Source organism: Streptomyces sp. C1-1, assembly GCF_050214755.1.
Lineage (GTDB): Bacteria > Actinomycetota > Actinomycetes > Streptomycetales > Streptomycetaceae > Streptomyces.
Map to the genome: position 1 here is coordinate 130,131 of NZ_CP189826.1, position 20,876 is coordinate 151,006.

The window sequence follows — 20,876 nt, forward strand, 5'->3', positions numbered from 1 at the left end:
GATGATTGACAGTTTTGGACCGACGGTGGTGCCGTCAGCGGCCCGCCGGCCCTGCGGAGGTTTACGGCATTGGCAGGCGGTCTGAAGCATGCCCCGCGGGTGGTCGTCACACGAAAGGCGATGCCAGTTCGCGACCTTCCACCCCGGATGTCAGTCTGAGTTCGAGATCGGCGACCCCCTCGACCGGGCGCCTTCCGAGTAGCACGCTCGAGAGGAGCTGTGCCCACATGCTTCCCGTCTCCGCCTCACCCGTGCGTATCGAGGCGTCTCTCGATCCTCGGCTGTCCCGATGGATGTGGCTGGTGAAATGGTTTCTCGCCATTCCGCACTACATCGTGTTGTTCTTCCTGTGGATCGCCTTCGCGCTGGTGACTGTCGTCGCGTTCTTCGCCATCCTGATCACCGGCCGGTATCCGCGGTCTCTCTTCGACTTCAACGTCGGCGTGCTGCGCTGGAACTGGCGTGTCGCCTATTACGCCCATACGGCGCTCGGCACGGACCAGTACCCCCCATTCACCCTCAGTGACGTGCCGGATTACCCGGCACGTTTCGACGTCGTCTATCCCGAGCGCCTCTCCCGCGGTCTCGTCCTGGTGAAGTGGTGGCTGCTGGCGATCCCGCAGTACATCGTCGTCGGGATTCTCGTCGGCGGCTGGGGCAGTGACAACAGCTGGCGTTACAGCGGTCTCATTCCCTATCTTTCGCTGGTCGCCGTGATCATCCTGGCGTTCAAGGCCCGTTATCCGGGTCACCTCTTCGATTTCCTGCTCGGTCTCGTCCGCTGGGCCGCCCGGGTCACCGCCTATGCCATGTTGATGACCGATCGGTACCCGCCGTTCCGGATCGACATGGGCGGCCTGGAGCCGGTGCCGGCGAAGACCCTCTGACGGTCAGGCGCCTGTCTGCCGGCACGCCGGCTTCGAGGCCGAAACCACACGCCGCTGGTCCGGCCCCACGAACGCCGCAGAAGCCGTGCGAGCGAGGAAGGCCGGCGGTGGCCAACCCCGCCTGTCAGTGATCGGAGCCCTTGATCCGACGATGAGAGACCTGTTCTCTCACTGTGCGCCAACGCGACCGAGTCTGCTCGACCATGCTGTCCCGCTCATGGCGGACCTCATGGTCGGGAGGGCGCCGGCCGCGGCATCGACGTCGCGCTTGTGCAACGGACCGGACGAAGGGGTTGTTCGAGCCGCTGCCCAAACGGTCGGCAATCGAGCGAACCTTCGGCTCGCTGATGCAGCACCGCCGGCTCGCGGGACTACGAAGCCCCGCCCCAGCGTTCCCGCACGGTGATCCACTGGGCGATGGCTAGACAAATAGTCCCGCGAACTGACCGGAGAATCCGTACCGACCTGGTGAATCGAAACAGACCACCCAGCCCTACCGATCTGAACGCTGATCAGATGCTCTCTAAAGAGGGCGTCTCACGTGGCAGGTTTCGCGAGCTTCTTGTAGCAGGTCAGGGCAGCGGCCAGGCCGAGGAAGGCGAGGAAGTGCGAGCCCTTTCGTTCGTATCGGATGGTCAGGCGGCGGTTGCCGAAGAGCCAAGCGATCGACCGCTCGATCTTCCAGCGGTGCCGCCCAAGGCGTTCGCCGGACTCGATGCCTGGTCGCGCGATGCGCGCGACGAGCCCACGCTCGCGCAGCCAGCTGAGGTGTTCGGCGGAGAAGTACGCCTTGTCCGCACGGAGTTTGACGGGCCGCGCCGCCGTGGTCCCCGGCGGGACCGACGGCGGGGGTGCCGAGGATGAGCGGCTTGAGGGCGAAACTGTCGTGCATGTTCGCACCTGACACGGCGACGGCAAGGGGGATGTCCTGGGCATCGGCCAGCACGTGCAGCTTGCTGCCCTTTTTCTTGCCGCGATCGACCGGGTTCGGCCCCGTCAGCGATCTCCCCTTTTTGGCGCGAACGGAGGCCGCGTCGACGATCGCCGAGGTCCAGTCCACCTCGCCCCGGACCCCGAGTTCGTCCAGCACCGCCCGATGCAGCCGACGCCACAGGCCGACCTCGATCCATACCGTGAAGCGGCGATGCGCGGTGGCGGAGGCCGTGCCGAACGTCGGCGGCAGATGCCGCCAGGCACAGCCGCTGGTCAGCACGTACACCGCTGCGGTGAACACGGCCCGCTCGTCACGCGGAGCGGTCCCGCCACCTTGCGGTCGAGCCGTGAACGACGGCAGTAACGGGGCGACCAGCTCCCAGAGTTCATCAGGAACCAGACGCTTCGACAGATCAGCACTCACGGCCGGCATCATGCCGCTCGAACATCAAGTTACGTGGGACAGCCTTCTATGCCTTGACTGATGCGGCCGATCTGGCGGCCTGCTCGATCTTCGCGCAGTAGGCGGTGCGGGCATCCTCATCGATCTGCATCTCGTGTTCGGGGCGCATCCCGGTTCGGCCGTCGACGCCTTCACGCAGGATGTCGGCGTGCCCGGCATGCCGGTTGGTCTCGCCGAGGACGTGGACCAGGATGGCGAACAGGTTCGTGTTGGCGTAAGCCTCCGGCCACCACGGCACGTGGCCGGGGGCATCGAGGGCAAGCTCGTCGATCGTCGCGTCTGAGTGTTCCCACGTGCGCCGGTAGGACTCGATGATCTGATCGCGCGCCTCGTCCTCAGCCGCCCACAGATCGCTGCCGTCGTGGTCCTGCCACCGGGGCAGCGGTTCCGGGGACGGCCGGTCGAAGACCTCGCCGAAGTACCTGGCCTCGACGCTGGCCACGTGTTTGACCAGGCCGAGGAGGTTGGTCCCGGTCACTGTCAAAGGTCGGCGGGCGTCGTACTCGGACAGGCCGTCGAGTTTCCAGAGCAGCGCCATGCGGTCCCGCCGCAGTCTCCCGTGCAGGCTGTTCTTCGCGAATTCATCGATCATGCGGCCTGAGCCTGCCACGGGCTACTCGAGGCACTCAAGATCCCGTACGTGGTCCGCAACGACCGGCAGACACGAAGCCTGGCCATGCCCCCCGAGCTACTCAAGAAGCTCGCGGAACTTGCCACGTGAGACAACCTCTTTTAAAGATGGGGCTTTTGCGACTCATGCCGAGGCGACGTCGATCAGGCGTTCCCTGTAGCCGCTGTCCGCCCACACCGGCGACGCGCGGGCGACCAGGCCGGTGAGAGGGTGCGCGCCCAGTGCGCTGGTGGAAGGTTGCGAGTTTTCAGGATCCACGCCTGGTGAATTTTTGTTTTCATCTGACCCTTGACACCACCCCGCGCTCACCCGGAGTATCGCCCCGGGACCTGTCAGACAGGCAGACAGCCCGCGTAGTCGGAGAGGCTGGGCCATGCACCCTGGACCGTACGAGCGGCACCTGGGACTGCTTCAAGAGATCACGCGCGCCGCGGCGGTCGGTGACTGCCGCAGGCCCTTCACGGAGTCGACCGGTCAGGAAGCCTCCGACGCGGGCATGCGAACGGTCCGCACCGCGGCAAAGGTCTTCAGCTCGCTGCTGGGGCGGCCTTTCGACCTCGACCAGCCCGGCCAGTCGGGCTGGGTGGTCACCGAGTCCTCCCCCTTCGGCATTGTCATGGACGTCGGTTACCCGCGCTGTGATCCGGCGGCCGTCGTCGAGGCAGCCGTGCGGGCGACGGCCGGCTGGCGAGCCGCCGGACTCCGCCAGCGCGCGGGCGTGGCCGTGGAGATACTGCGCCGGCTCAACACCCGCAGCCACGAGTTGGCGCTCGCTGTGCACCACACCACCGGTCTGCCGCTCGAGGCCGCGTTCCGCGCCGCCGGGCCCCGCGCCCAGGACCGCGCGCTCCAGACCGTCGCCCAGACCTTCGCCGAGTGCTCGCGCGTCCCCGAGGAGACGCGCGCGGAAAGCTCCCGCCGCCGCAGGCAACCACTGACCATCCGGGCTACCTCCACCCTGGTGCCGCACGGGGTGTCGCTGCTTATCGGCTGCCCCGACCAGCCCTTGTGGAACGGCTATCCAGGGATGTTCGCCAGTCTGGTGACCGGTAACCCCGTCATCGTGGGCCCCCACCCGAGGTCTGTGCTCCCCTTGGCGATAACCGTGCGCATCGCCCGTGAGGTGCTGACGGAGGCCGGCCACGATCCGGACATCGTGACCCTGGCCGTGGCGCAGCCCGGCGAACACCTCCACCGCAGGCTCGCGACAGACCCAGCGGTGCGCATCGTCGACTTCACCGGCTCCGCGCGCTTCGCCGACTGGCTCGAGCAACACGCCCGCCAGGCCACGGTATTCGCCCACCGGGCAGGGCCGAACACCGTACTCGTGGACTCCACGGAGGACTACCGGGGACTGGTGCGCGGCCTCGCGGGTGCTCTCTGCCTCAGCAGTGGCACGGTCCGTACCACGCCGCAGAACATCATGGTGGCGGCCACGGGCATCGCGACCGATGAGGGGCCCAAGAGCCTGCGCGACCTCGGCGCCGACCTGTGCGATGCCCTGGACCGGCTGCTCGGGCCTCCGGCACGCGCGGCGCGCCTGCTGAGTGCGATCGCCGGCGACGAAGTGAGAGCCGGGCTGGCGCAGGCCGCGCGATACGGAAGGGTCCTGCACCCGTCCCAGCGACTGCGCCATCCCAACCATCCCGCCGCCGATCTGCGCACCCCACTGCTGGTGCGGCTGGCGGCACGGGACGAGCACATCTTCTCCCGAGGATGGCCGGGTCCGGTCGCGTTCCTCGTGGACACCGAATCCACCTCGCACAGTCTGACGTTGTTCCGACGCGGCGCTCGCGCCCACGGAGCCCTGTTCGCCGCGGTCCACTCCACCAATCCACTGGTGCTGGCAGCCACCGAGGCCGCAGCCCTGGACGTCGGCGTGCACCTGGTGCAGAACCTCAGTGACGAGCTCCCGGCCGACCCCTCCTCAGCCATCACGGACCTCCCCGCCGCGGGCGCCCACTTCATCACCGGGCGCTTCCGGGTAGCGCGCTCCTGGCAACACGTCGCCGCCACCGGCTGCGAGCCCGCATCGGTCGGCGCGGCAGACTGGTACGCTGCGGCGCATGCCGAGTTCGCGGCTGATCTGGTCGATGTCTGACCGGTTCCGTTTCTGTCACCGCCCGCCGTCTGGCCGCAGCCGCGCTCGCGAGGTGGATCTCGCTCGCACCCACCGGATCGGCGGGTGAGCGCCCTGTGAGTTCCTGAACGCGCCGCAGACGGTAGGTCACGGTGTTGCGGTGGCAGTACATCCGCGCGGCCGTCTGGGTGGCGGATCCGCCCGACGCGAACCACTGGCTCAGCGTCTCCAGCAGCACATCCCTTTCGTGCGGCGGGAGTTCGAGTACGGGGCTGAGCACCTCGCGCACCGCGTGCCGGGCCGAGTCAGGGGCGCTCACCACCATCAGGCGGACCGGTGAGTCGCCGTAGGAGACCACCTCGCCGGTTCCCGGCTCGACGCAGGCGCAGGCGAGCCGCGCCTGGCGGAAGGCACTGGGCACCTGTTCCAAGCCGTGGAAGAGGGCACTCACCCCCACCCGCCCGACGCCCCGCCGGCGCATGAGTTCCATGGCCTGGGCAAGGCCCCGGGGTGACCGCAGCGAGAGCAGTCCCACCTGCGCGTCTTCTTCCATGCGCCAGACCGACCAGATGCCGAGGGCTCGCAGTGCGCTCTCCACGTCGTACAGCGCGTCCTCGTCCGCCGGACGGCCGCCGGTGCCGCTCTCGGCGCTCACCACGGCGAAGACTCCGCGCTGCGGCAGCCGCAGCGCGTCGGAGCACTCCCACAGGTGCGTGCCCTCGTCCAGCCTGCCATCGAGCAGTGCGGCCAGCAGCAGGCTCCTGACCTGCCGGTCACGGTGGGCCCTCTCGGACATGGTCTCGCGGTAGGCCTCCGCCACCGCGTCGGTGAAGGCGTCACTGACCGACCAGACCGCCGTGGCGACGTGCGGCATCTCCCGAGTGACGGTGTCTCCCGCCTCGGTCAGGACGCACTCCCACAGGAAACGCCCGGCGAGCCGGTAGGCGTGCGTCACCGCCGATAGTGGCACCCCGTGCTCGGCCTTGAATCGGCCGGTGTCGTGCGGTACTCGCAGGTCTAGAGCGTCCCGGCCCAACTGGGTGACCATGGAGTGCAGATTGTCCGCGCAGGAGCTGCGCAGTTGGTCGTGCTTGACGTGGCCGTGGTCGCGATAGGCGTCCTCCTCCTCCGTGATCCGGTAGGTGAGCAGGTCGGCGAACCGCTCGATCCCTGGCAGCAGCACATCGACCAGCCTGCACAGGCCGTCGTCCTTTCCTGCGCCGTCGTCCTGGTGCACGCGGTCGTCCTTGGGTACGCCGTTGTCCTGAGCGATGACTGTCATGGGGGCTCCCGCAGCGAGGTGAGCGGGACCGCCCTGCGGGCTGTCCCACCACGACGGGCCAGTGGCCCGGCACCGGCCGGGCCACTGGCAGAGTAGCCACGCGAGGCGGCGATGGCGAGAGGCGGCCGATGTCAGACGCTTGCGGCCGCCGCGCCGCGGATGAGGTCCGCCGCTCGTTCCGCGATCATGATCGTCGGCGCGTTGGTGTTGCCCCGCACGACGGTCGGCATCACCGAGGCATCGACCACCCGCAGTCCGGAGACACCGTGTACGCGCAGTTCGTCGTCGACCACCGGCCCGATCGCGCAGGTGCTCGTGGGGTGGTAGAGCGTCTGCAACTCGCGCTGTGCGTAGGCCAGCAGGTCGGCGTCGCCGTCGGAGGCCGGCGTCAGGAAGTCCGCCCGGTGGTGCGCCCGCAGGGCGGGCCGTCCGACGATGTCCAGCACCAGCCGCAGCGCGCGGACGGCCGTCGCCCGGTCCTCCTCGGTGGACAAGTAGTTGTGCACGATACGCGGCTTCGCGCTGGGCAGTGCCGATCGCAGGGTGACCTTTCCCCGGCTGGTGGGAGCGAGCAGCACCGCGCCGATGTGGAAGGCATGGTCGACGGCCGCTCCCAGCCCTTCCTGGTGGAACATCGCCGGCACGGCGTGGATCTGCGCGTCTGGCGCATCCAGGCCGTCGGTGGTCCGGAAGAACCCGCCGCCCTCACCGACGTTCGAGGTGAGGGGTCCGCGGCCTTCGGCTTCCAGCAGCCGCACGTTCTCGGGAGTCTCCGCGCACAGCAGGGACTCGGTGTCGGTCAGGTGGACGACATACAGGTGCGGGTGGTCCTGGAGGTTCTCTCCCACCGGCAGGTCCACCCTGGGAGTGATGCCGTGGGCCCTGAGTTCGTCGGCGACGCCGATTCCCGACAGCATGAGCAACTGGGGGGAGTTGTAGGAGCCCGCCGAGAGCACGACCTCGCGGTCGCACCGGAGTTCCTTCGTCGAGCCACCGTGGTCCACCTCGACGCCGACGGCCCTGTCCCCGTCGAAGAGGACCCTGGTGCACTGGGCTCCGGTGAGGACGGACAGGTTCGGCCGCTCCATCGCCGGACGCAGGTAGGCGGCGGCCGTACTGCAGCGCAGGCCGTCGCGCTGGGTGAGCTCGTAGTAGCCGACGCCGTCCTGCTCGGGACCGTTGAAGTCGGGGTTGAACTTGTGCCCCGCCTCCTGAGCTGCCGCCACGAAGGCGTCGATGAGGGGATTGCGGGAGCGTCCGGGGCTGACAGGGAGCGGTCCGTGGGCGCCGTGCCACTCGGAGGCGCCGCCGTGATGGTCCTCGGAGCGCAGGAAGTACGGCAGGACGTCGTCCCAGCCCCAGCCCTTGGCTCCGCCGGCAGCCCAGGAGTCGTAGTCCCGGCGGTTGCCGCGGATGTAGATCATCGCGTTCATCGAGGAGGAGCCGCCGAGCATGCGGCCGCGTGGCAGGTACCGTCGGCGGTCCCCGAGACCGGGCTCGGGTTCGGTGAGGTAGTCCCAGTCGTACTTGCTGCGGAACAGCTTCGAGAACGCGGCCGGAACGTGGATCTCCTGCGCGTCGTCGGGCGGGCCGGCCTCCACGAGCAGGACGCGCACGTCCGGGTTCTCGCTGAGCCGAGCAGCGAGCACACAGCCCGCGGATCCCGCACCCACGATGATGTGGTCGTACATGGTGTGTCCTCTCTCGGAGGGCTGTCGGGTGGTCAGTGCTGGATGGCCTTGGTCTCCAGAAACTCCTCGAGGCCAAGGCGTCCGGCCTCCCGGCCCACGCCTGACTGCTTGTAACCACCGAACGGGGCAAGGGGGTTGAAGGCGCCGCCGTTCACATCGACCATTCCGGCCCGGATCCGGCGGGCGACGGCCTGCGCCCGCTCGAGGTCACCCGACCACACGGCGCCGGCGAGGCCGTAGGGCGTGTCGTTGGCGATGGCGATGGCCTCCTCCTCGGTGTCGTAGGGAAGGATCGACAGCACGGGTCCGAAGATCTCCTCGCGGGCGATGGTCATGTCGTTGGTGACGTCGGTGAAGACGGTGGGCGCGACGAAGTAGCCGGGCCCGTCGTGCGGCACGTCGGGCCCGCCGGTGAGCAGGGTGGCGCCCTCGGCGATCCCGCTCGCGATGTAGTCACGAACACGCTTGAGCTGGACGTCGGAGACCATGGGACCGATCCGCGTCTCCTCGTCCTGCGGGTCTCCGACGCGGTATCCGCGCGCCACTTCGGCGGCGATCCGCCCGGCCTCCTCAAGCTTGTCACGGGGAACGAGCATGCGGGTGAGGGCGATACAGGTCTGGCCCGAATTGAGGTAGCACTTGGCCACTCCGTCGGTGACCGCGGCCTCCAGGTCGGCGTCGTCCAGGATGATGTTGGGGGACTTGCCGCCGAGTTCGAGCGCCACCTTTTTCACGGTCTCCGCCGCGAGCGCCGCCACGCGGCGGCCGGCCCGGGTCGATCCGGTGAAGGAGACCATGGCCACGTCGGGATGGGCCACCAGGGCCTCTCCCACCACGGGTCCGTATCCGCTCACCACGTTGAGCACCCCGGCCGGCAGCCCCACCGACGCGGCGATCTCCGCCAGGAGCATGGCGGACAGAGGGGCGACCTCGGACGGCTTGAGTACGACGGTGCAGCCCGCGGCCAGCGCGAGCGCCACCTTCAGCGAGACCTGGTGAAGGGGAAAGTTCCATGGCGTGATGCAGCCAACGACCCCGACGGGCTCGCGGACGACATGGGAGTTGCCTATCTCCTCCGGCCCGAAGTCGAAGCCGGTCGCCAGGTCGGCGGCGTGTCCGAAGGTGAATACGGGCAGTCCCGACTGCAGGACCCGGCTCTCCTGGACGGGGGTGCCGACCTCGCTCGCCACCAGGCGCGCTATCTCCTCCGCGCGCTCCTCCAACGCCTCACGGATCCTCCGCAGATAGTTCGCACGGACCTGAGGGGAGGCCTGGGACCAGGTGTCGAAGGCCCGGGCGGCGGCGCGCACCGCCCGGTCGACGTCCTCGGGCGTACCGGCCGGAACGGAGCCGATCACGCGTTCGTCAGCGGGGTTGACGACCTCGATCACGTCGGGGTTCGTCGCCTGCGTCCACTGCCCGTCGATGAAGTGCCCGGTGTATGCCGTCATGGCTCGCTCCCTTGTCAACCGGATGGTTCGGGCAGTGTGCGCGAGCGGTCACGGCGGGGTCGATGGAGCGGTGAAGCCGGATCGGCCCGCCCGATTGTGCATCTGCACAGGGTGGACGCCGGACGGGTCGTCCCGGCGTGCGACGGGCACGAGCCCCGATCGTTACGGCTGCCGGATCGGCCGGTATCCGGGCCGGCACGTGCCGTTCACGGGCCGGCCACCTCACCGGTTGGCGTTCCTCGCGCAGGGCTTTCGCATCGTCGCAGCTGCCGAACACGAGTGACCCCGTGCGAAGCGGGCTCCGGCCCGGGCGAGGGCGACGAGGTGGGGTGGGTTCACGGCCCGCGACCGCTGCTGGGCGGATTCGACGAGCTTGAGGACCATCGCCAGAGCGCCTTCAGGGCGGCACGCTCGCCGAGGACATGCACTTGCGCTCGCCCGTGGCCTCGTCGATCCGTTCGTCTTTCACCCGCGCCTCGCCGACTCGTGCGTCGACGCAAAGCCGGAAAGGGGCTGTGGGCTGGTCGGGCGTGTGTTGTCCGGGGCGGTCACTCGCGCCGGCTGACGCGGGCGGCGGTGAGGCGGGTCTCGAAGCCGTCGAGGATGGACTGAAGGCCGAACGCGAAGGTGTTGTCGGGCGCTGCGGCATACTCCGTGGCGGCCGTGGTGCCGAGACGTTCACGCAGACGCGGGAACTGCATGGCCGTCTCGGTGGCGCGCCTCATGGCGTCGGCCATCAGTTGCTCGGCCTCTACGCCGTTCTTGCCCAGTCGGCGGTTGAGCGAGACCTGCGCGGCAGGGCCCAGTGCGCTGCCGAGCACGAAGGTGAACACGGTGGCCGCCGCCCGGTCCGCGTCGGCGGCGACGAAGCCCGCCTTTTCGTAGATGGCGAGGCTGAGGTCGTTGTGCCGGGCCTGGCCGGTTCCGTGGAGGAGGTGGCTGCCGAACGCCTGGACGAGCCAGGGGTGCCGGGTGAGCATCGCGTGGATGCTGGAGGCATGGGCGGTGGCGGCCGTACGCCAGTCGGTGGCGTCGAGATCGGGCGGCTCGACCTCGTGCCAGATGGCGTCGCTGGCGAGTCGGACCAGGTCGTCCTTGGTCTTGATGTGCCAGTAGACGGCCGTGGCGGCCGAGCCGAGCCGTTTCGCCAGACTGCGCATGTTGAGGCCGTCCAGTCCCTCGTCGTCGAGCAGCTCGATGGCGGCGCGGACGATCCGGTCTGCGGTCAGTGTGTCTCGCGGCATGGCGACCATTCTACTTGCACTTAGTTCATGAAACAGATTGCACTTGGTTCGAGTGACGGTCTACGCTCCTTCTCGTACTTAGTTCAAGTACCCGAAGGGGGAGCCATGTTGCAGGACAAGCTGTCGGAGTTCGTCAAGGCACAAGCCACGGAGCTCGACGTTCCCGGTGTCGCCGTCGGGGTGCTCCTGGACGGTCAGGAGATCTACGCCTCGCACGGTGTGACCAGCCTCAGCAACCCGCTGCCGGTCGACGAGAAGACGCTGTTCCCTCTGGCCTCGGTATCCAAGACCTTCACCGCGACCGCGCTGATGCGCCTGGTCGCCGAGGGAAAGGTGGACCTGGACGCGCCGGTGCGGCGCTACGTGCCCGAGCTGAAGCTCGCCGACGAGCAGACCGCGGCACAGATCACCGTCCTGAACCTGCTCAACCACACCGCGGGCCTGGACTGGAACCTCATCGACGACGGCGAGGGCGACCGCTCCCTGGCCGGGCTCGTGGCGAAGCTGCCCCAGTTGCCGCTGATCGCACCGCCCGGGGTCCGCGCCTCCTACAGCCAGGCCGGATACAACCTGGCCGGACGCATCATCGAGAAGGTCGCGGGCCTGCCCTTCGAGCAGGCCATGGCCTCGCTCGTCCTTGAGCCGGTGGGGCTTTCGGACACCGTGTACGGCCTGTCCGAGGTGATGGTCCGCAAGTTCGCCGTGGGCTACAACCGCGGCGACGACGGCGAGATGCGGCCCGCCCGGCCCTGGGCAGCGTTCAAGGAGGGCGCGCGCGGCGACCACCCCGGCGGCGGCCTCGCCTCCTCGGTGAGCGATCTGCTGCGCTGGGCACGGTTCCAACTCGGAGACGGCGAGGGCGTGCTGCCCGCCGCAGCGCTGCATCGCATGCGGGAGCGGACGGTCGAGCTGCGTGCCAGCTCGCTCGGCGACGGCTTCGGCATCTGCTGGTTCCTGCACGACCTGGACGGCCTGCACGGGATCGGCCACGGCGGCTCGGGCAACGGCCAGTTCGCCGAACTGCTCATCGTGCCCGAGCGCAACTTCGCGGTGGCCTCCCTGGCCAACGCCGGGCCGGACGGCTACCCCTTCAACCAGTCCGTCGTGCGGTGGGCGCTCGAGCACTACCTCGGCGTCGTCGAGAAGACGGCGGAGCCGGTCCCGTACGACGAGGGACGAGCCGGGCAGGTCGTCGGCCGCTACGAGATCGACGCCATGAACCTCGACATCGCCACCGACGGCACCCGTCTCACCCTGGCGGTCGGCATCAAGCCGGAGATCCGCGAGGCATCGGACGAGGAAATGCCCCCGGACTACCCGGCCGCGGACATCGGCTTCCTTCCCGGCGACGCCGACGAGTACATCGTCACCGAAGGCGGCCTCAAGGGCCAGCGCGGCTACTTCTCCCGCGACGCGGGCGGCGCCATCACAGGCGTCGACCTCGCCGGCCGGCTCTTCAACCGGGTCACGGAAGCATCCTGATCCCACGCAGACAGGGGTCCCATTTCGCGAGCACCGCGGGGTGTATCGCCAGACCCTGATCTGCCATGGCCCACATTCCCGCCGTCGATCCGCTCGCCAACAGGGCATCTTCGTCGGTGCCCCTAACTGCCTCTAACAAAAGCGGTTTGATCATGTGACTGTCGGCTTGATCGGTCGTTGATGTGGTCATGGGGAAGCGTCAGTCGCGGCCGTGGATCGTGTCGGACGAACTGTGGTCGCTCATCGAGCCGTTGCTGCCCGAGCCGCCGCCGAAGCAGGTGGAAGGCCGACCGCGGGTGCCCGACCGGCAGGCCCTGTGCGGCATCCTGTTCGTCCTGCACACCGGCATCCAGTGGGAGTACCTCCCCCAGGAGCTCGGCTTCGGCTCGGGCATGACCTGCTGGCGCCGGCTTGCGGCCTGGAACGAGGCCGGCGTCTGGGACCAGCTGCACCATCTCCTGCTGAACAAGCTGCGCTCGAAGAACCAGCTGGACTGGTCCCGGGCGGTGATCGACTCCTCCCACGTCCGGGCCGCACGCAGGGGCCCAAAAGCGGACCCAGCCCGGTCGACCGCGCACGCCCGGGCAGCAAACACCACATCATCACCGACGGCCAGGGCATCCCGCTCGCGGTGTCGCTGACCGGCGGCAACCGTAACGATGTCACCCAACTCCTGCCGCTGTTGGACAAGATCCCGGCCGTGGCCGGAGTCGTCGGCCGGCCGCGTCGGCGGCCCGACATGCTCTTCGCCGACCGCGGCTACGACCACGACAAGTACCGCCGGCTCCTGCGGCAACGCGGCATCCGGCCCGCGATCGCCGAACGTGGCCAGCCGCACGGCACCGGCCTGGGCACCTTCCGGTGGGTGGTCGAGCGCACCATCGCCTGGCTGCATGGCTTCCGCCGCCTGCGGATCCGCTGGGAACGACGCGACGACATCCACGAGGCCTTCCTCGGACTCGCTGTCTGCCTGATCACCCACCGGCACGTCCAAAGGCTTTGTTAGGGCCAGTTAGGGCTAGGGCCGACAGCCTTGACGCCGTCGCCCCTCCCCTACGGCGTCAGAATCACAGCTCAGCGAATCAGTGGGGCACGGTCGGGCTGGCCCAGCGCGCCAACGGCGCTTCGCCGCCTGTGTGATCGAGGCGTTCAGCGCCGCACCGGAGAGGGGAACGCCCACGCCGCTGCCGCCGGCCCGGCGTCTGCAGCCCGCGCACTCGCCCAGCGCGCCGCAAATCCGTCACTGGGAAGCTCGTTGCTCCTTGCAGCGGACGTGGATGGTCGGACCTGGATGGCTTTGACGGTGCCCGGTGCCTCCTGGACGGATCGAGTGCACATCCGCCGGCAGACTGGTGGCGCAGTCGGCGCCCTGTGAGCTGTCTCACCCACCGCTGGCCGCTCACGGCACGAACTGCATGGCCAGCACTGCTCTTACGGACTCGACGACTGCGCGTTGGCCGGATACGTCAATGATCTGTCATTGCAGCCAGTGCGGCAGTCGATACAGGCTGTGATCGTGTTTGAGCGACGTGTAGTTGTGGTGGTGTACGAGGGCGCAATGGCCCTGGACATCACCGGACCGATTGAAGTGTTCGATACCGCCAACCGGTTCCTTGCTCCGGCGGGCGCCCCCTACCGGATCGAGTTCGTCTCCCCCGAAGCACCACTGGTGCGCATGAGTTCCGGAATGAGGGTGGAAGCCGCGCCGCTGGAGGCGGCGGAAGGTCCGATCGACACGCTCCTCGTGCCGGGCGGATGGAGCCTCAACGGGGCGCTTCAGGACCGGGAGCTGGTCTCCTGGATCCGCCAGGCAGCGGCCCGGTCCCGCAGAGTCGCCTCCGTATGCGGCGGATCCTTCCTGCTCGCTGAGGCGGGCCTCCTCGACGGCAGACGCGCCACCACGCACTGGGCCTACAGCGAGGCCTTGGCGTGCCGCTATCCGGACGTGACGGTGGACGCCGAACCGATCTTCGTCTGGGACGGCCCCTTTGTGACCTCCGCCGGCGTGTCGACGGGGATCGACATGGCGCTGGCTCTGGTGGAGGCCGACCACGGTTCGGCGCGCGCGCTGCAGACGGCGCGGTTTCTCGTGCTGTTCCTCAAACGGCACGGTGGTCAGTCGCAGTTCAGCGCCGTCCTCGACGCCCAGTTGGCCGACCATCCGCCGATCCGTGCCGCGCAGGAGTGGATTCTGGACAACCTGCACAACCCGTTACCCGTCGCCGAGATCGCCCGGCGAGCCAACATGAGCCTGCGCAACTTCGCCCGGGTCTTCAGGCGCGAGGCGGGCACGACCCCCGGCCAGTACATCGAGCGGACCCGTATCGCCCGCGCCCGCGAGCTGCTGGAAACCACCGACCTCACCATCAGCCAGATAGCGCGCCGCTGCGGATTCGCCGCCCCCGAGACCTTCTTCCGCTCCTTCGGGAGAACGCTCGGCCTCACCCCGACGGAATACCGGCACCGCTTTCAGCTCATCTCGCCATCCGGCTTCATCGACGCGCACCACGAGACGGACAGGAGCCCCGTTTGACTTCCTCCCCTGCCTAAAGGCGGGGGAGTCCAGCGGTCGCCCGCTGGGTTTCCTGCTTCACCGACGACCGCCCCGTCCGGGAGGACTCCCGTTGAGGTCTTACACCGTCTCCACAGGCAGACGCCGCCAGCCCGGCGGCCAGAATGTTGCGCGCCGCGTTCACGTCGCGGTCATGCACGGTGCCGCACTCGCACGTCCACTCGCGGACGTTCAATGGCAGTTTCGCCGCGACCGTGCCGCAGTTCCCACACAGCTTGCTGGAGGGGAAGAAGCGGTCGATCACCACGAGTTCGCGCCGGTACCAGGCGCACTTGTACTCCAGCATCATGCGCAGGTCCGTCCATGCCGCATCCGAGATGGCGCGCGCCAGGCGCCCGTTCTTCAGCAGGTTGCGGACGGTGAGGTCCTCGATCACGACCGTTTGGTTCTCACGGACGAGTCGAGTCGACAGCTTGTGCAGGAAGTCGCGGCGCCGGTCGGCGATCCGCGCGTGGACCCTGGCGACGCGACGACGGGCTTTCTCCCGGTTCGCGGAGCCCTTGGCCTTGCGGGACAGCTCCCGCTGGGCCCTGGCGAGGCGGGCGCGGTCTTGGCGCTCGTGTCTGGGGTTGGTGACCTTTTCCCCGGTGGACAAGGTCACCAGCGAGGTGATCCCGGCGTCCAGGCCGACCGCCGCATTCGTGGCGGGGGCCGCTGGGACGGTGTCCTCGCACAGCAGGGACACAAACCAACGGCCCGCCGCGTCGCGGGAAACGGTCACCGTGGTCGGCTCCGCGCCCTCGGGCAACGGCCGCGACCAGCGGACGTCCAGGGGCTGCGCCATCTTGGCCAGGGTCAGCTGTCCCTCGCGCCAGGTGAAGGCGCTACGGGTGTACTCGGCCGACGCCCGGGACTTCTTCCGGCTCTTGTACCGGGGGTACTTGGCGCGCTTGGCGAAGAAGTTGGCGAACGCCGTCTGCAGATGACGCAGCGCCTGCTGGAGCGGGACAGAGGACACCTCGGTCAGGAAGGCGAGTTCCTCGGTCTTCTTCCACTGCGTGAGCGCGGCGGAGGACTGCATGTAGGAGATGCGGCGCTGCTCGCCGTACCAGGCCCGGGTGCGCTCCTCCAGCGCCCTGTTGTACACCAGGCGGACGCAGCCGAACGTGCGCGACAGCTCCGCCGCCTGCTCGTCCGTGGGGTAAAAGCGGTACCTGAACGCCCGCTTGACCTGCCGCGCCATACCTCACGTTCTATCAGCTCCCCTGTGAGGACCGGGCGTCGGCCGGTGACCACAGACACCGAACCGCCGCGGAGGCGATTCGCTTTTCCCTGCCCTGCTCCGCAGGAGCTTCGATTCCTCCCCGGCCACAAGGCCGGGGTATCCACGAAGGAGCCACGATGACCCCAAGGAACACGGACTTACCCGAGGCAGGAACGGTACGCCTGGTCGACCACCTGGCCGGCGAACTCGCCAGGGCCGGCGTCACCCACGTGTTCGGGGTCGGCGGCGCGAACATCGAGGACCTGTACGACGCCGTTCACCGCGCCGGCTCGATCCGCTCCGTCGTCGCCAAACACGAGTTCTCCGCCGTCACGATGGCCGACGGATATGCCCGTACGACCAGGCGCCTCGGCGTCGTCGCCGCCACCTCGGGCGGTGGTGCCATGAACCTCCTGCCGGGCCTGGCCGAGGCGTACGCCTCCCGGGTGCCCGTCCTGGCCCTGGTGGGACAGCCTCCGACCGGGCAGGAAGGCCACGGGGCGTTCCAGGACACCAGCGGCAGGGCGGGCTCCTTCGACGCCAGGGAGGTCTTCGCACCTGTCTCCCGGTTCTGTGCGCGGGTCGACGACGCGGACTCGCTCACGGAATTGCTGCCTCGTGCCGTGGCGGCGGCACAGGCCGATCCGCCTGGGCCGGCGGTGCTGTTGCTGCCCAAGGACGTGCAGCAGGCGCAAGTGCAGTTGCCCAGCCGTGTGGCCCGGATGCCGGGCGTGCTGCCGACAGCGGCGGCACCGGTGGCGCGGCTCGACACCGTGGCCGTCACCGCCGTGGCGGACACCCTTCGCGAGGCCGACCGCGTCCTCGTCATCGCCGGTGAAGACGTCGCCGCCACGGACGCACGCGCGGAACTGGCCGAACTGGCCCTACGCCTCGGGGCGTGGGTGGCGGTCACCCCCGACGCCAAGGACGTCTTCGACAACAGTGATCCCCGATTCGCAGGCGTGGCCGGGGTGATGGGCCATGCCAACGTCGAAGACTGTCTGCGCCGGGCCGATGTGTGCCTGCTGGTCGGCACCCGGCTGCCGCTCCTGGCACGCGGAGGCCTCGACCGGGCCCTGGCCGCCACCGAAGTCGTCTGCCTCGGTCCCGAACCGCCGTTCGTGCCGGGCACCACGCTGCTCGGACATCTGCCGGACACGCTGCGCGCGGTGACCGACCTGCTCCCGCCGCGACGACGCGCCTGCCCACAGCACTCTGGCCCCCTTCCCACAGTCATGCCGAGCCCGGGCCCTCAGGCCCGAGGCCGCACCATCCCCTACACCCAGGCCCTCGCCGCGGTGGCGGCGGCGCTCCCCGAGGACGCGCACGTCTTCGTGGACGCCGGCAACGCAGGGGCCAGCGCGGTCCATCTCCTCCCGGCACCGCGCCACGGCCGCTTCGTGGTGGCGGTCGGCATGGGAGGCATGGGCTACACCTTCGGAGCCGCGATCGGCGCCGCGCTCGCCACCGGCCGACGCACCTACGTACTCGCCGGGGACGGGGCCTTCTTCATGCACGGAATGGAAGTGCACACGGCTGTGCAGCACGCCGCACCCGTGACCTTCGTCATCTTCAACAACAACGCCCACGCCATGTGCGCGGTGCGGGAGAAGTTCCTCCAGGGCGGCATCCGCAGCGACGACCTCTTCTCCCGGACCGATCTCGGCGCCGGGATGGCCGCTGCCTTCCCGTCGCTGGAGGTCACAGGGGCCGAAGACGCGGCACACCTGCGCAGGGCTCTGCTGCGCAGCAACGCGGGCTGCGGCCCGGCGTTCGTCGCGCTGGACTGCGAGCCAGGTGAGCTCCCCCCGTTCCTCCCCTTCCAGTCCTTCACCGAAGCCACCCGAGCCACCGAAACCACCGAGAGCAAGGAGAGCTCCCATGAGCGAGGCGTCGTCCACGTTGGCTGACATCCCCGGTCTGATGCGGATCGAGAACACCGGCAAGGAGGAGCTGACCGCCCACTGCATGGAGCTCACCCATGCCGTCTACCCCCACCATCAGGTCTACGGGCAGTACTGCACCATCCACGAGTACGTCGACTGCCCCCCGGAGCAGGCCTTCGACTACCTGCGCCAGGGCCACCACCTGGAGGAGTGGACCTGCACCCTGCGGGACTTCGCGCCCACCGGCACACCGGGGCTGTGGGCCGGATACGACCGGCTCGAGGACGACACCAGGATCTACTGCAAGGTGGCCGCCAACCCCGAGGCCATGACCGTGGACTACCACTGCTCCTGGGACCAGGGCGACAGGCTGTGGATGATCTACCTGATGCGCGTCGTACCGGCTCGCCTGGTCCTCGACAAGCCGGGGTCGGTGATCACCTGGACCAACTGCCGCCACCCCTACTACGACGACAATCCGCACCCCGACATCACTCCCCGCCCGGACCGGCCCTGGGTGGGCGACTTCTGGGACCTCTTCTACGCGGGGCACACCGTGGAGATGAACAACCTCAAGGCGATCCTGGAACACCGCCACCGCAATGGCCTGCCGGTCTGCGTGGCTCCGGTGAAGGCGGTGGCTCGGTGACCACGGTCAGTCTCACCGACGTATCAAGCTACCTGCCCGGCGAGCCGGTCCCCGCGGCCTTCTACACCGCGTACCCGGGAGCCGAGGACAAGTTGCGCAGCCACCCCATGTTCAAGGTCCCGCCGCTGCGGCACCACGTGGCAGCGGACGAGACCAACGCAGACATGGTCGAGCGCGCCGTACAGCCTCTGATCGAACGGCATGGAAGGGCCGAGATCCGAGGTGTGGACGTCCTGTTGGTGCACAGCCAGCTGCCGGACCTGCCGTTCGTGGGCGCCGGCACCGAGGTGGCACGCAGGCTGGGACTGAACCCGGAGTGGCTCGTCGACGTGGCCAACGCGGGCTGCGCGTCCTTCGTGTACATGTTGAAGCTGGCACGGCAGATCCTCACCACCACCGACGCCAAGACAGCTTTGATCTGCAATGCGCAGAGCGCCGCGGGCCAGTGGTTCACGCAGTCGGAGGTGCGCAGGCTCGCCCAGGCCGCGATTCCGGGCGACGGATGCGGCGTGGGGTATGTGACGACGTCGGCCGGCAGCCCGGTACTCGACGTGGAGACCCGGCATATCGGCGAGTACGCCGGGGACATGACCGTGGCGGTCGACGACGGCCGAAAGTACTGGGAGCCGGGAGAGTCCCAACTGCGCATCGGCTTCACCGACTCCAGCGTCGCCAAGGTCCTGGCACGCGGCAACCGCCTCGTCCCGGAAGTGGTCACAGACCTGTGCCGGCGGCTCGGCGTGGCGACCGCCGACATCGACGTCCTCATCACCAACCAGCCCAACCGCACCTTCCTGCGGAACTGGCGCGAGGCGCTGCAACTGCCCGCCGAACGCCACCTGAACACCTTCGACGAGTACGGGAACCTGTTCGGAGCGGCGATCCCGATCACTGTGGACCACGCGATCCGCTCACAGCAGCTCGAGGACGGCGACCTGGTGGTGCTCGGCGGATTCGCCCACGCGGGCGACTTCGCCGGTGCCGTCGCGGTCCGCTGGCACGGCGGGCGGGGATGACGGATGGACATCCCCGTGCTGCACCGACTGGCGCTGAACGAGAGCCCGTACCCCCCACTGCCCTCGGTCCGCAGGGCGATGCAACGTGCTGTCGCAAAGGCCCACCGGTATCCGCAGTTCTACCCCGACGACCTCACTGAGCGGATCGCCGCATGGTGCCAGGTGAGCCCCGACGGTGTCGTGATCGGCAACGGTTCGGTGGGCGTGGCCCTTCAGTTGCTGCAGGCGGTGGTCGAACCCGGCGAAAGACTGGTCTACGCCTGGCGCAGCTTTGACGCCTATCCCCTGCTGGCCGCCATGGTCGACGCTCGGCCCGTCCCTGTGCCCCTGACCTCGGACGGATGCCAGGATCTGGGCGCCCTGCTCGCGGCGCTCGACGATCGCACCCGCGTCGTGGTGCTGTGCAATCCGCACAACCCCACTGGGAGCCTGGTCACCGCCGACGCGCTGTCGGCGTTCCTGCGCCAGGTCCCCCGACACGTCACCGTGCTCCTCGACGAGGCTTACGTCGAGTTCGCCCGTAGCACCGACCTGCCGGATACACCTGCCCTCTTGCTCCACCACCCCAACCTGCTCGTCCTACGCACCTTCTCCAAGGCGTACGGCCTGGCCGCCCTGCGGGTCGGCTACGGACTCGGCGCCCCCGGCCTGGTGGCACGAATACGCCGGCAACAGCTGCCCTTCGGGATCAACGCGGTGGCAACTGCGGCAGTGAAGGCCTCACTTCGCGCCGCCGGCGAGCTGCGCAGACGCGTGGACACCGTCATCGCCGAACGCGAACGGCTCCACCACCAACTCGTCCAGCGAGGCTGGCACATACGCCCCGGCCACGCCAACTCCCTCTGGCTCGCTGCCCCCGATCCGGTCGACGAGGGTGCCGCCGCACTTACCGCTGCCCGTGTCCAGGCTCGCCACTACCCCGGCGAGGGCCTACGGCTCACCGTCGGCAGCCGACAGGCCAACGACGCCGTGCTCGCCGCGTTGGCGGGGGTAAGCCGGTACGAAGTGTCCGGCAGGAGCCCATCCACGGCACCGCCGGACGGGGCGGTCGGCACGTACCGCGGACGGCCGGTGGGTAGATAGGGGCCCGCAGATCGCACTCGCGGCCTTGGGCATGGCGGTGTCGCCGGTGGCGGGGTGCGCGGGGATTGCCGTCGTGGGGCCCGGCACGGCGGGCCACCGCGACGGTCACCGTGCTGATCGACCCGGTGGGCGACACCGTGGACTGGCGGTCGGCCCAAGCTGATCGCCCGCGGTGATCCGACCCGGGAGGCGGTGGTTGGCAGCGATCGCCAAACGGCTACGGCTGCTGTCGGCCGGGGCGGTGGTGTGGGCCGCCGACGAGACACATCTGCGCCTGCTGCCCCACATCCGCTACAGCTGGAGCCTGCCCGGCCTTCGGCCC

At 69.0% G+C, this 20,876-nt stretch carries 16 protein-coding genes and 1 pseudogene; 9 read left to right on the forward strand and 8 right to left on the reverse strand.

Annotated elements, in window-relative coordinates; translation table 11 throughout:
* The first annotated feature begins 227 nt into the window (after positions 1-227).
* Complete coding sequence (locus tag ACQF4J_RS00660) at positions 228-887, forward strand: DUF4389 domain-containing protein (RefSeq protein WP_351581856.1); 660 nt, start codon at positions 228-230, stop codon at positions 885-887.
* Between the two features lie 537 nt (positions 888-1,424).
* Here ACQF4J_RS00660 and ACQF4J_RS00665 read toward each other — a convergent pair.
* From ACQF4J_RS00665 to ACQF4J_RS00675, 3 genes are all read right to left on the reverse strand, one after another.
* A protein-coding gene (locus ACQF4J_RS00665; RefSeq protein ID WP_427164160.1) for an IS5 family transposase occupies positions 1,425-2,244 on the reverse strand; the annotation gives its coding sequence in 2 pieces (ribosomal slippage) (positions 1,425-1,731 and positions 1,730-2,244; 822 coding nt in all).
* A gap of 46 nt (positions 2,245-2,290) precedes the next feature.
* Positions 2,291-2,875 (reverse strand): DinB family protein, encoded by a 585-nt coding sequence (locus tag ACQF4J_RS00670; RefSeq protein WP_427168544.1) that lies wholly within the window; start codon positions 2,873-2,875, stop codon positions 2,291-2,293.
* Between the two features lie 162 nt (positions 2,876-3,037).
* Positions 3,038-3,172 carry a hypothetical protein gene (locus ACQF4J_RS00675; protein WP_427164161.1) on the reverse strand — a complete coding sequence of 45 codons (135 nt, stop codon included), beginning with the start codon at positions 3,170-3,172 and terminating at the stop codon, positions 3,038-3,040.
* Between the two features lie 115 nt (positions 3,173-3,287).
* Between ACQF4J_RS00675 and ACQF4J_RS00680 the strand changes: the two genes are divergently transcribed.
* Positions 3,288-5,015 carry an aldehyde dehydrogenase family protein gene (locus tag ACQF4J_RS00680; RefSeq protein WP_427164162.1) on the forward strand — a complete coding sequence of 576 codons (1,728 nt, stop codon included), beginning with the start codon at positions 3,288-3,290 and terminating at the stop codon, positions 5,013-5,015.
* A 55-nt stretch (positions 5,016-5,070) separates the two neighbouring features.
* On the opposite strand, the pseudogene ACQF4J_RS00685 reads toward ACQF4J_RS00680, so the two are convergent.
* From ACQF4J_RS00685 to ACQF4J_RS00700, 4 genes and pseudogenes are all read right to left on the reverse strand, one after another.
* Positions 5,071-6,276, reverse strand: a pseudogene (locus tag ACQF4J_RS00685) (PucR family transcriptional regulator); the annotation flags it as partial.
* Between the two features lie 131 nt (positions 6,277-6,407).
* A complete protein-coding gene (locus ACQF4J_RS00690; RefSeq protein ID WP_351581846.1) occupies positions 6,408-7,967 on the reverse strand; it encodes a GMC family oxidoreductase in 1,560 nt (519 codons plus the stop codon).
* A gap of 32 nt (positions 7,968-7,999) precedes the next feature.
* Positions 8,000-9,418, reverse strand: coding sequence for an aldehyde dehydrogenase family protein (locus ACQF4J_RS00695; RefSeq protein ID WP_427164164.1), 1,419 nt, complete (start codon positions 9,416-9,418; stop codon positions 8,000-8,002).
* A 548-nt stretch (positions 9,419-9,966) separates the two neighbouring features.
* Positions 9,967-10,662 carry a TetR/AcrR family transcriptional regulator gene (locus ACQF4J_RS00700; protein WP_351581842.1) on the reverse strand — a complete coding sequence of 232 codons (696 nt, stop codon included), beginning with the start codon at positions 10,660-10,662 and terminating at the stop codon, positions 9,967-9,969.
* Between the two features lie 105 nt (positions 10,663-10,767).
* Between ACQF4J_RS00700 and ACQF4J_RS00705 the strand changes: the two genes are divergently transcribed.
* The 3 genes from ACQF4J_RS00705 to ACQF4J_RS00715 all read left to right on the forward strand — a co-directional run bounded on the left by ACQF4J_RS00705 (position 10,768) and on the right by ACQF4J_RS00715 (position 14,677).
* Positions 10,768-12,144 (forward strand): serine hydrolase domain-containing protein, encoded by a 1,377-nt coding sequence (locus ACQF4J_RS00705; protein WP_351581840.1) that lies wholly within the window; start codon positions 10,768-10,770, stop codon positions 12,142-12,144.
* Between the two features lie 188 nt (positions 12,145-12,332).
* Positions 12,333-13,150, forward strand: a protein-coding gene (locus tag ACQF4J_RS00710) for an IS5 family transposase (protein ID WP_427164165.1) whose coding sequence is annotated in 2 segments (ribosomal slippage) — positions 12,333-12,684 and positions 12,684-13,150 — 819 coding nt in all. Because the reading frame shifts where the segments join, the coding sequence is not laid out codon by codon here.
* A gap of 510 nt (positions 13,151-13,660) precedes the next feature.
* The gene (locus tag ACQF4J_RS00715) at positions 13,661-14,677 is read left to right on the forward strand and encodes a GlxA family transcriptional regulator (protein ID WP_427168545.1); all 1,017 of its coding nucleotides are present in this window, start codon (positions 13,661-13,663) and stop codon (positions 14,675-14,677) included.
* Between the two features lie 13 nt (positions 14,678-14,690).
* On the opposite strand, the gene ACQF4J_RS00720 is transcribed toward ACQF4J_RS00715, so the two are convergent.
* Positions 14,691-15,899, reverse strand: coding sequence for an RNA-guided endonuclease InsQ/TnpB family protein (locus ACQF4J_RS00720; RefSeq protein ID WP_427164166.1), 1,209 nt, complete (start codon positions 15,897-15,899; stop codon positions 14,691-14,693).
* A 158-nt stretch (positions 15,900-16,057) separates the two neighbouring features.
* On the opposite strand from ACQF4J_RS00720, the gene ACQF4J_RS00725 reads away from it, so the two are divergent.
* From ACQF4J_RS00725 to ACQF4J_RS00740, 4 genes are read left to right on the forward strand one after another with little or no spacing between them, the layout of a single operon-like run.
* Positions 16,058-17,830: a thiamine pyrophosphate-binding protein gene (locus tag ACQF4J_RS00725; protein WP_427164167.1), complete on the forward strand. Its 1,773-nt coding sequence runs from the start codon at positions 16,058-16,060 to the stop codon at positions 17,828-17,830.
* Complete coding sequence (locus ACQF4J_RS00730; protein ID WP_427164168.1) at positions 17,802-18,455, forward strand: SRPBCC family protein; 654 nt, start codon at positions 17,802-17,804, stop codon at positions 18,453-18,455. The genes ACQF4J_RS00725 and ACQF4J_RS00730 overlap by 29 nt, the downstream gene beginning before the upstream one ends.
* A complete protein-coding gene (locus tag ACQF4J_RS00735) occupies positions 18,452-19,471 on the forward strand; it encodes a 3-oxoacyl-ACP synthase III family protein (RefSeq protein WP_351583834.1) in 1,020 nt (339 codons plus the stop codon). The genes ACQF4J_RS00730 and ACQF4J_RS00735 overlap by 4 nt, the downstream gene beginning before the upstream one ends.
* A 3-nt stretch (positions 19,472-19,474) precedes the next feature.
* Positions 19,475-20,554, forward strand: a complete 1,080-nt coding sequence (locus ACQF4J_RS00740) for a histidinol-phosphate transaminase (protein ID WP_427164170.1) — start codon at positions 19,475-19,477, stop codon at positions 20,552-20,554.
* The last annotated feature ends 322 nt before the right edge of the window (positions 20,555-20,876 follow it).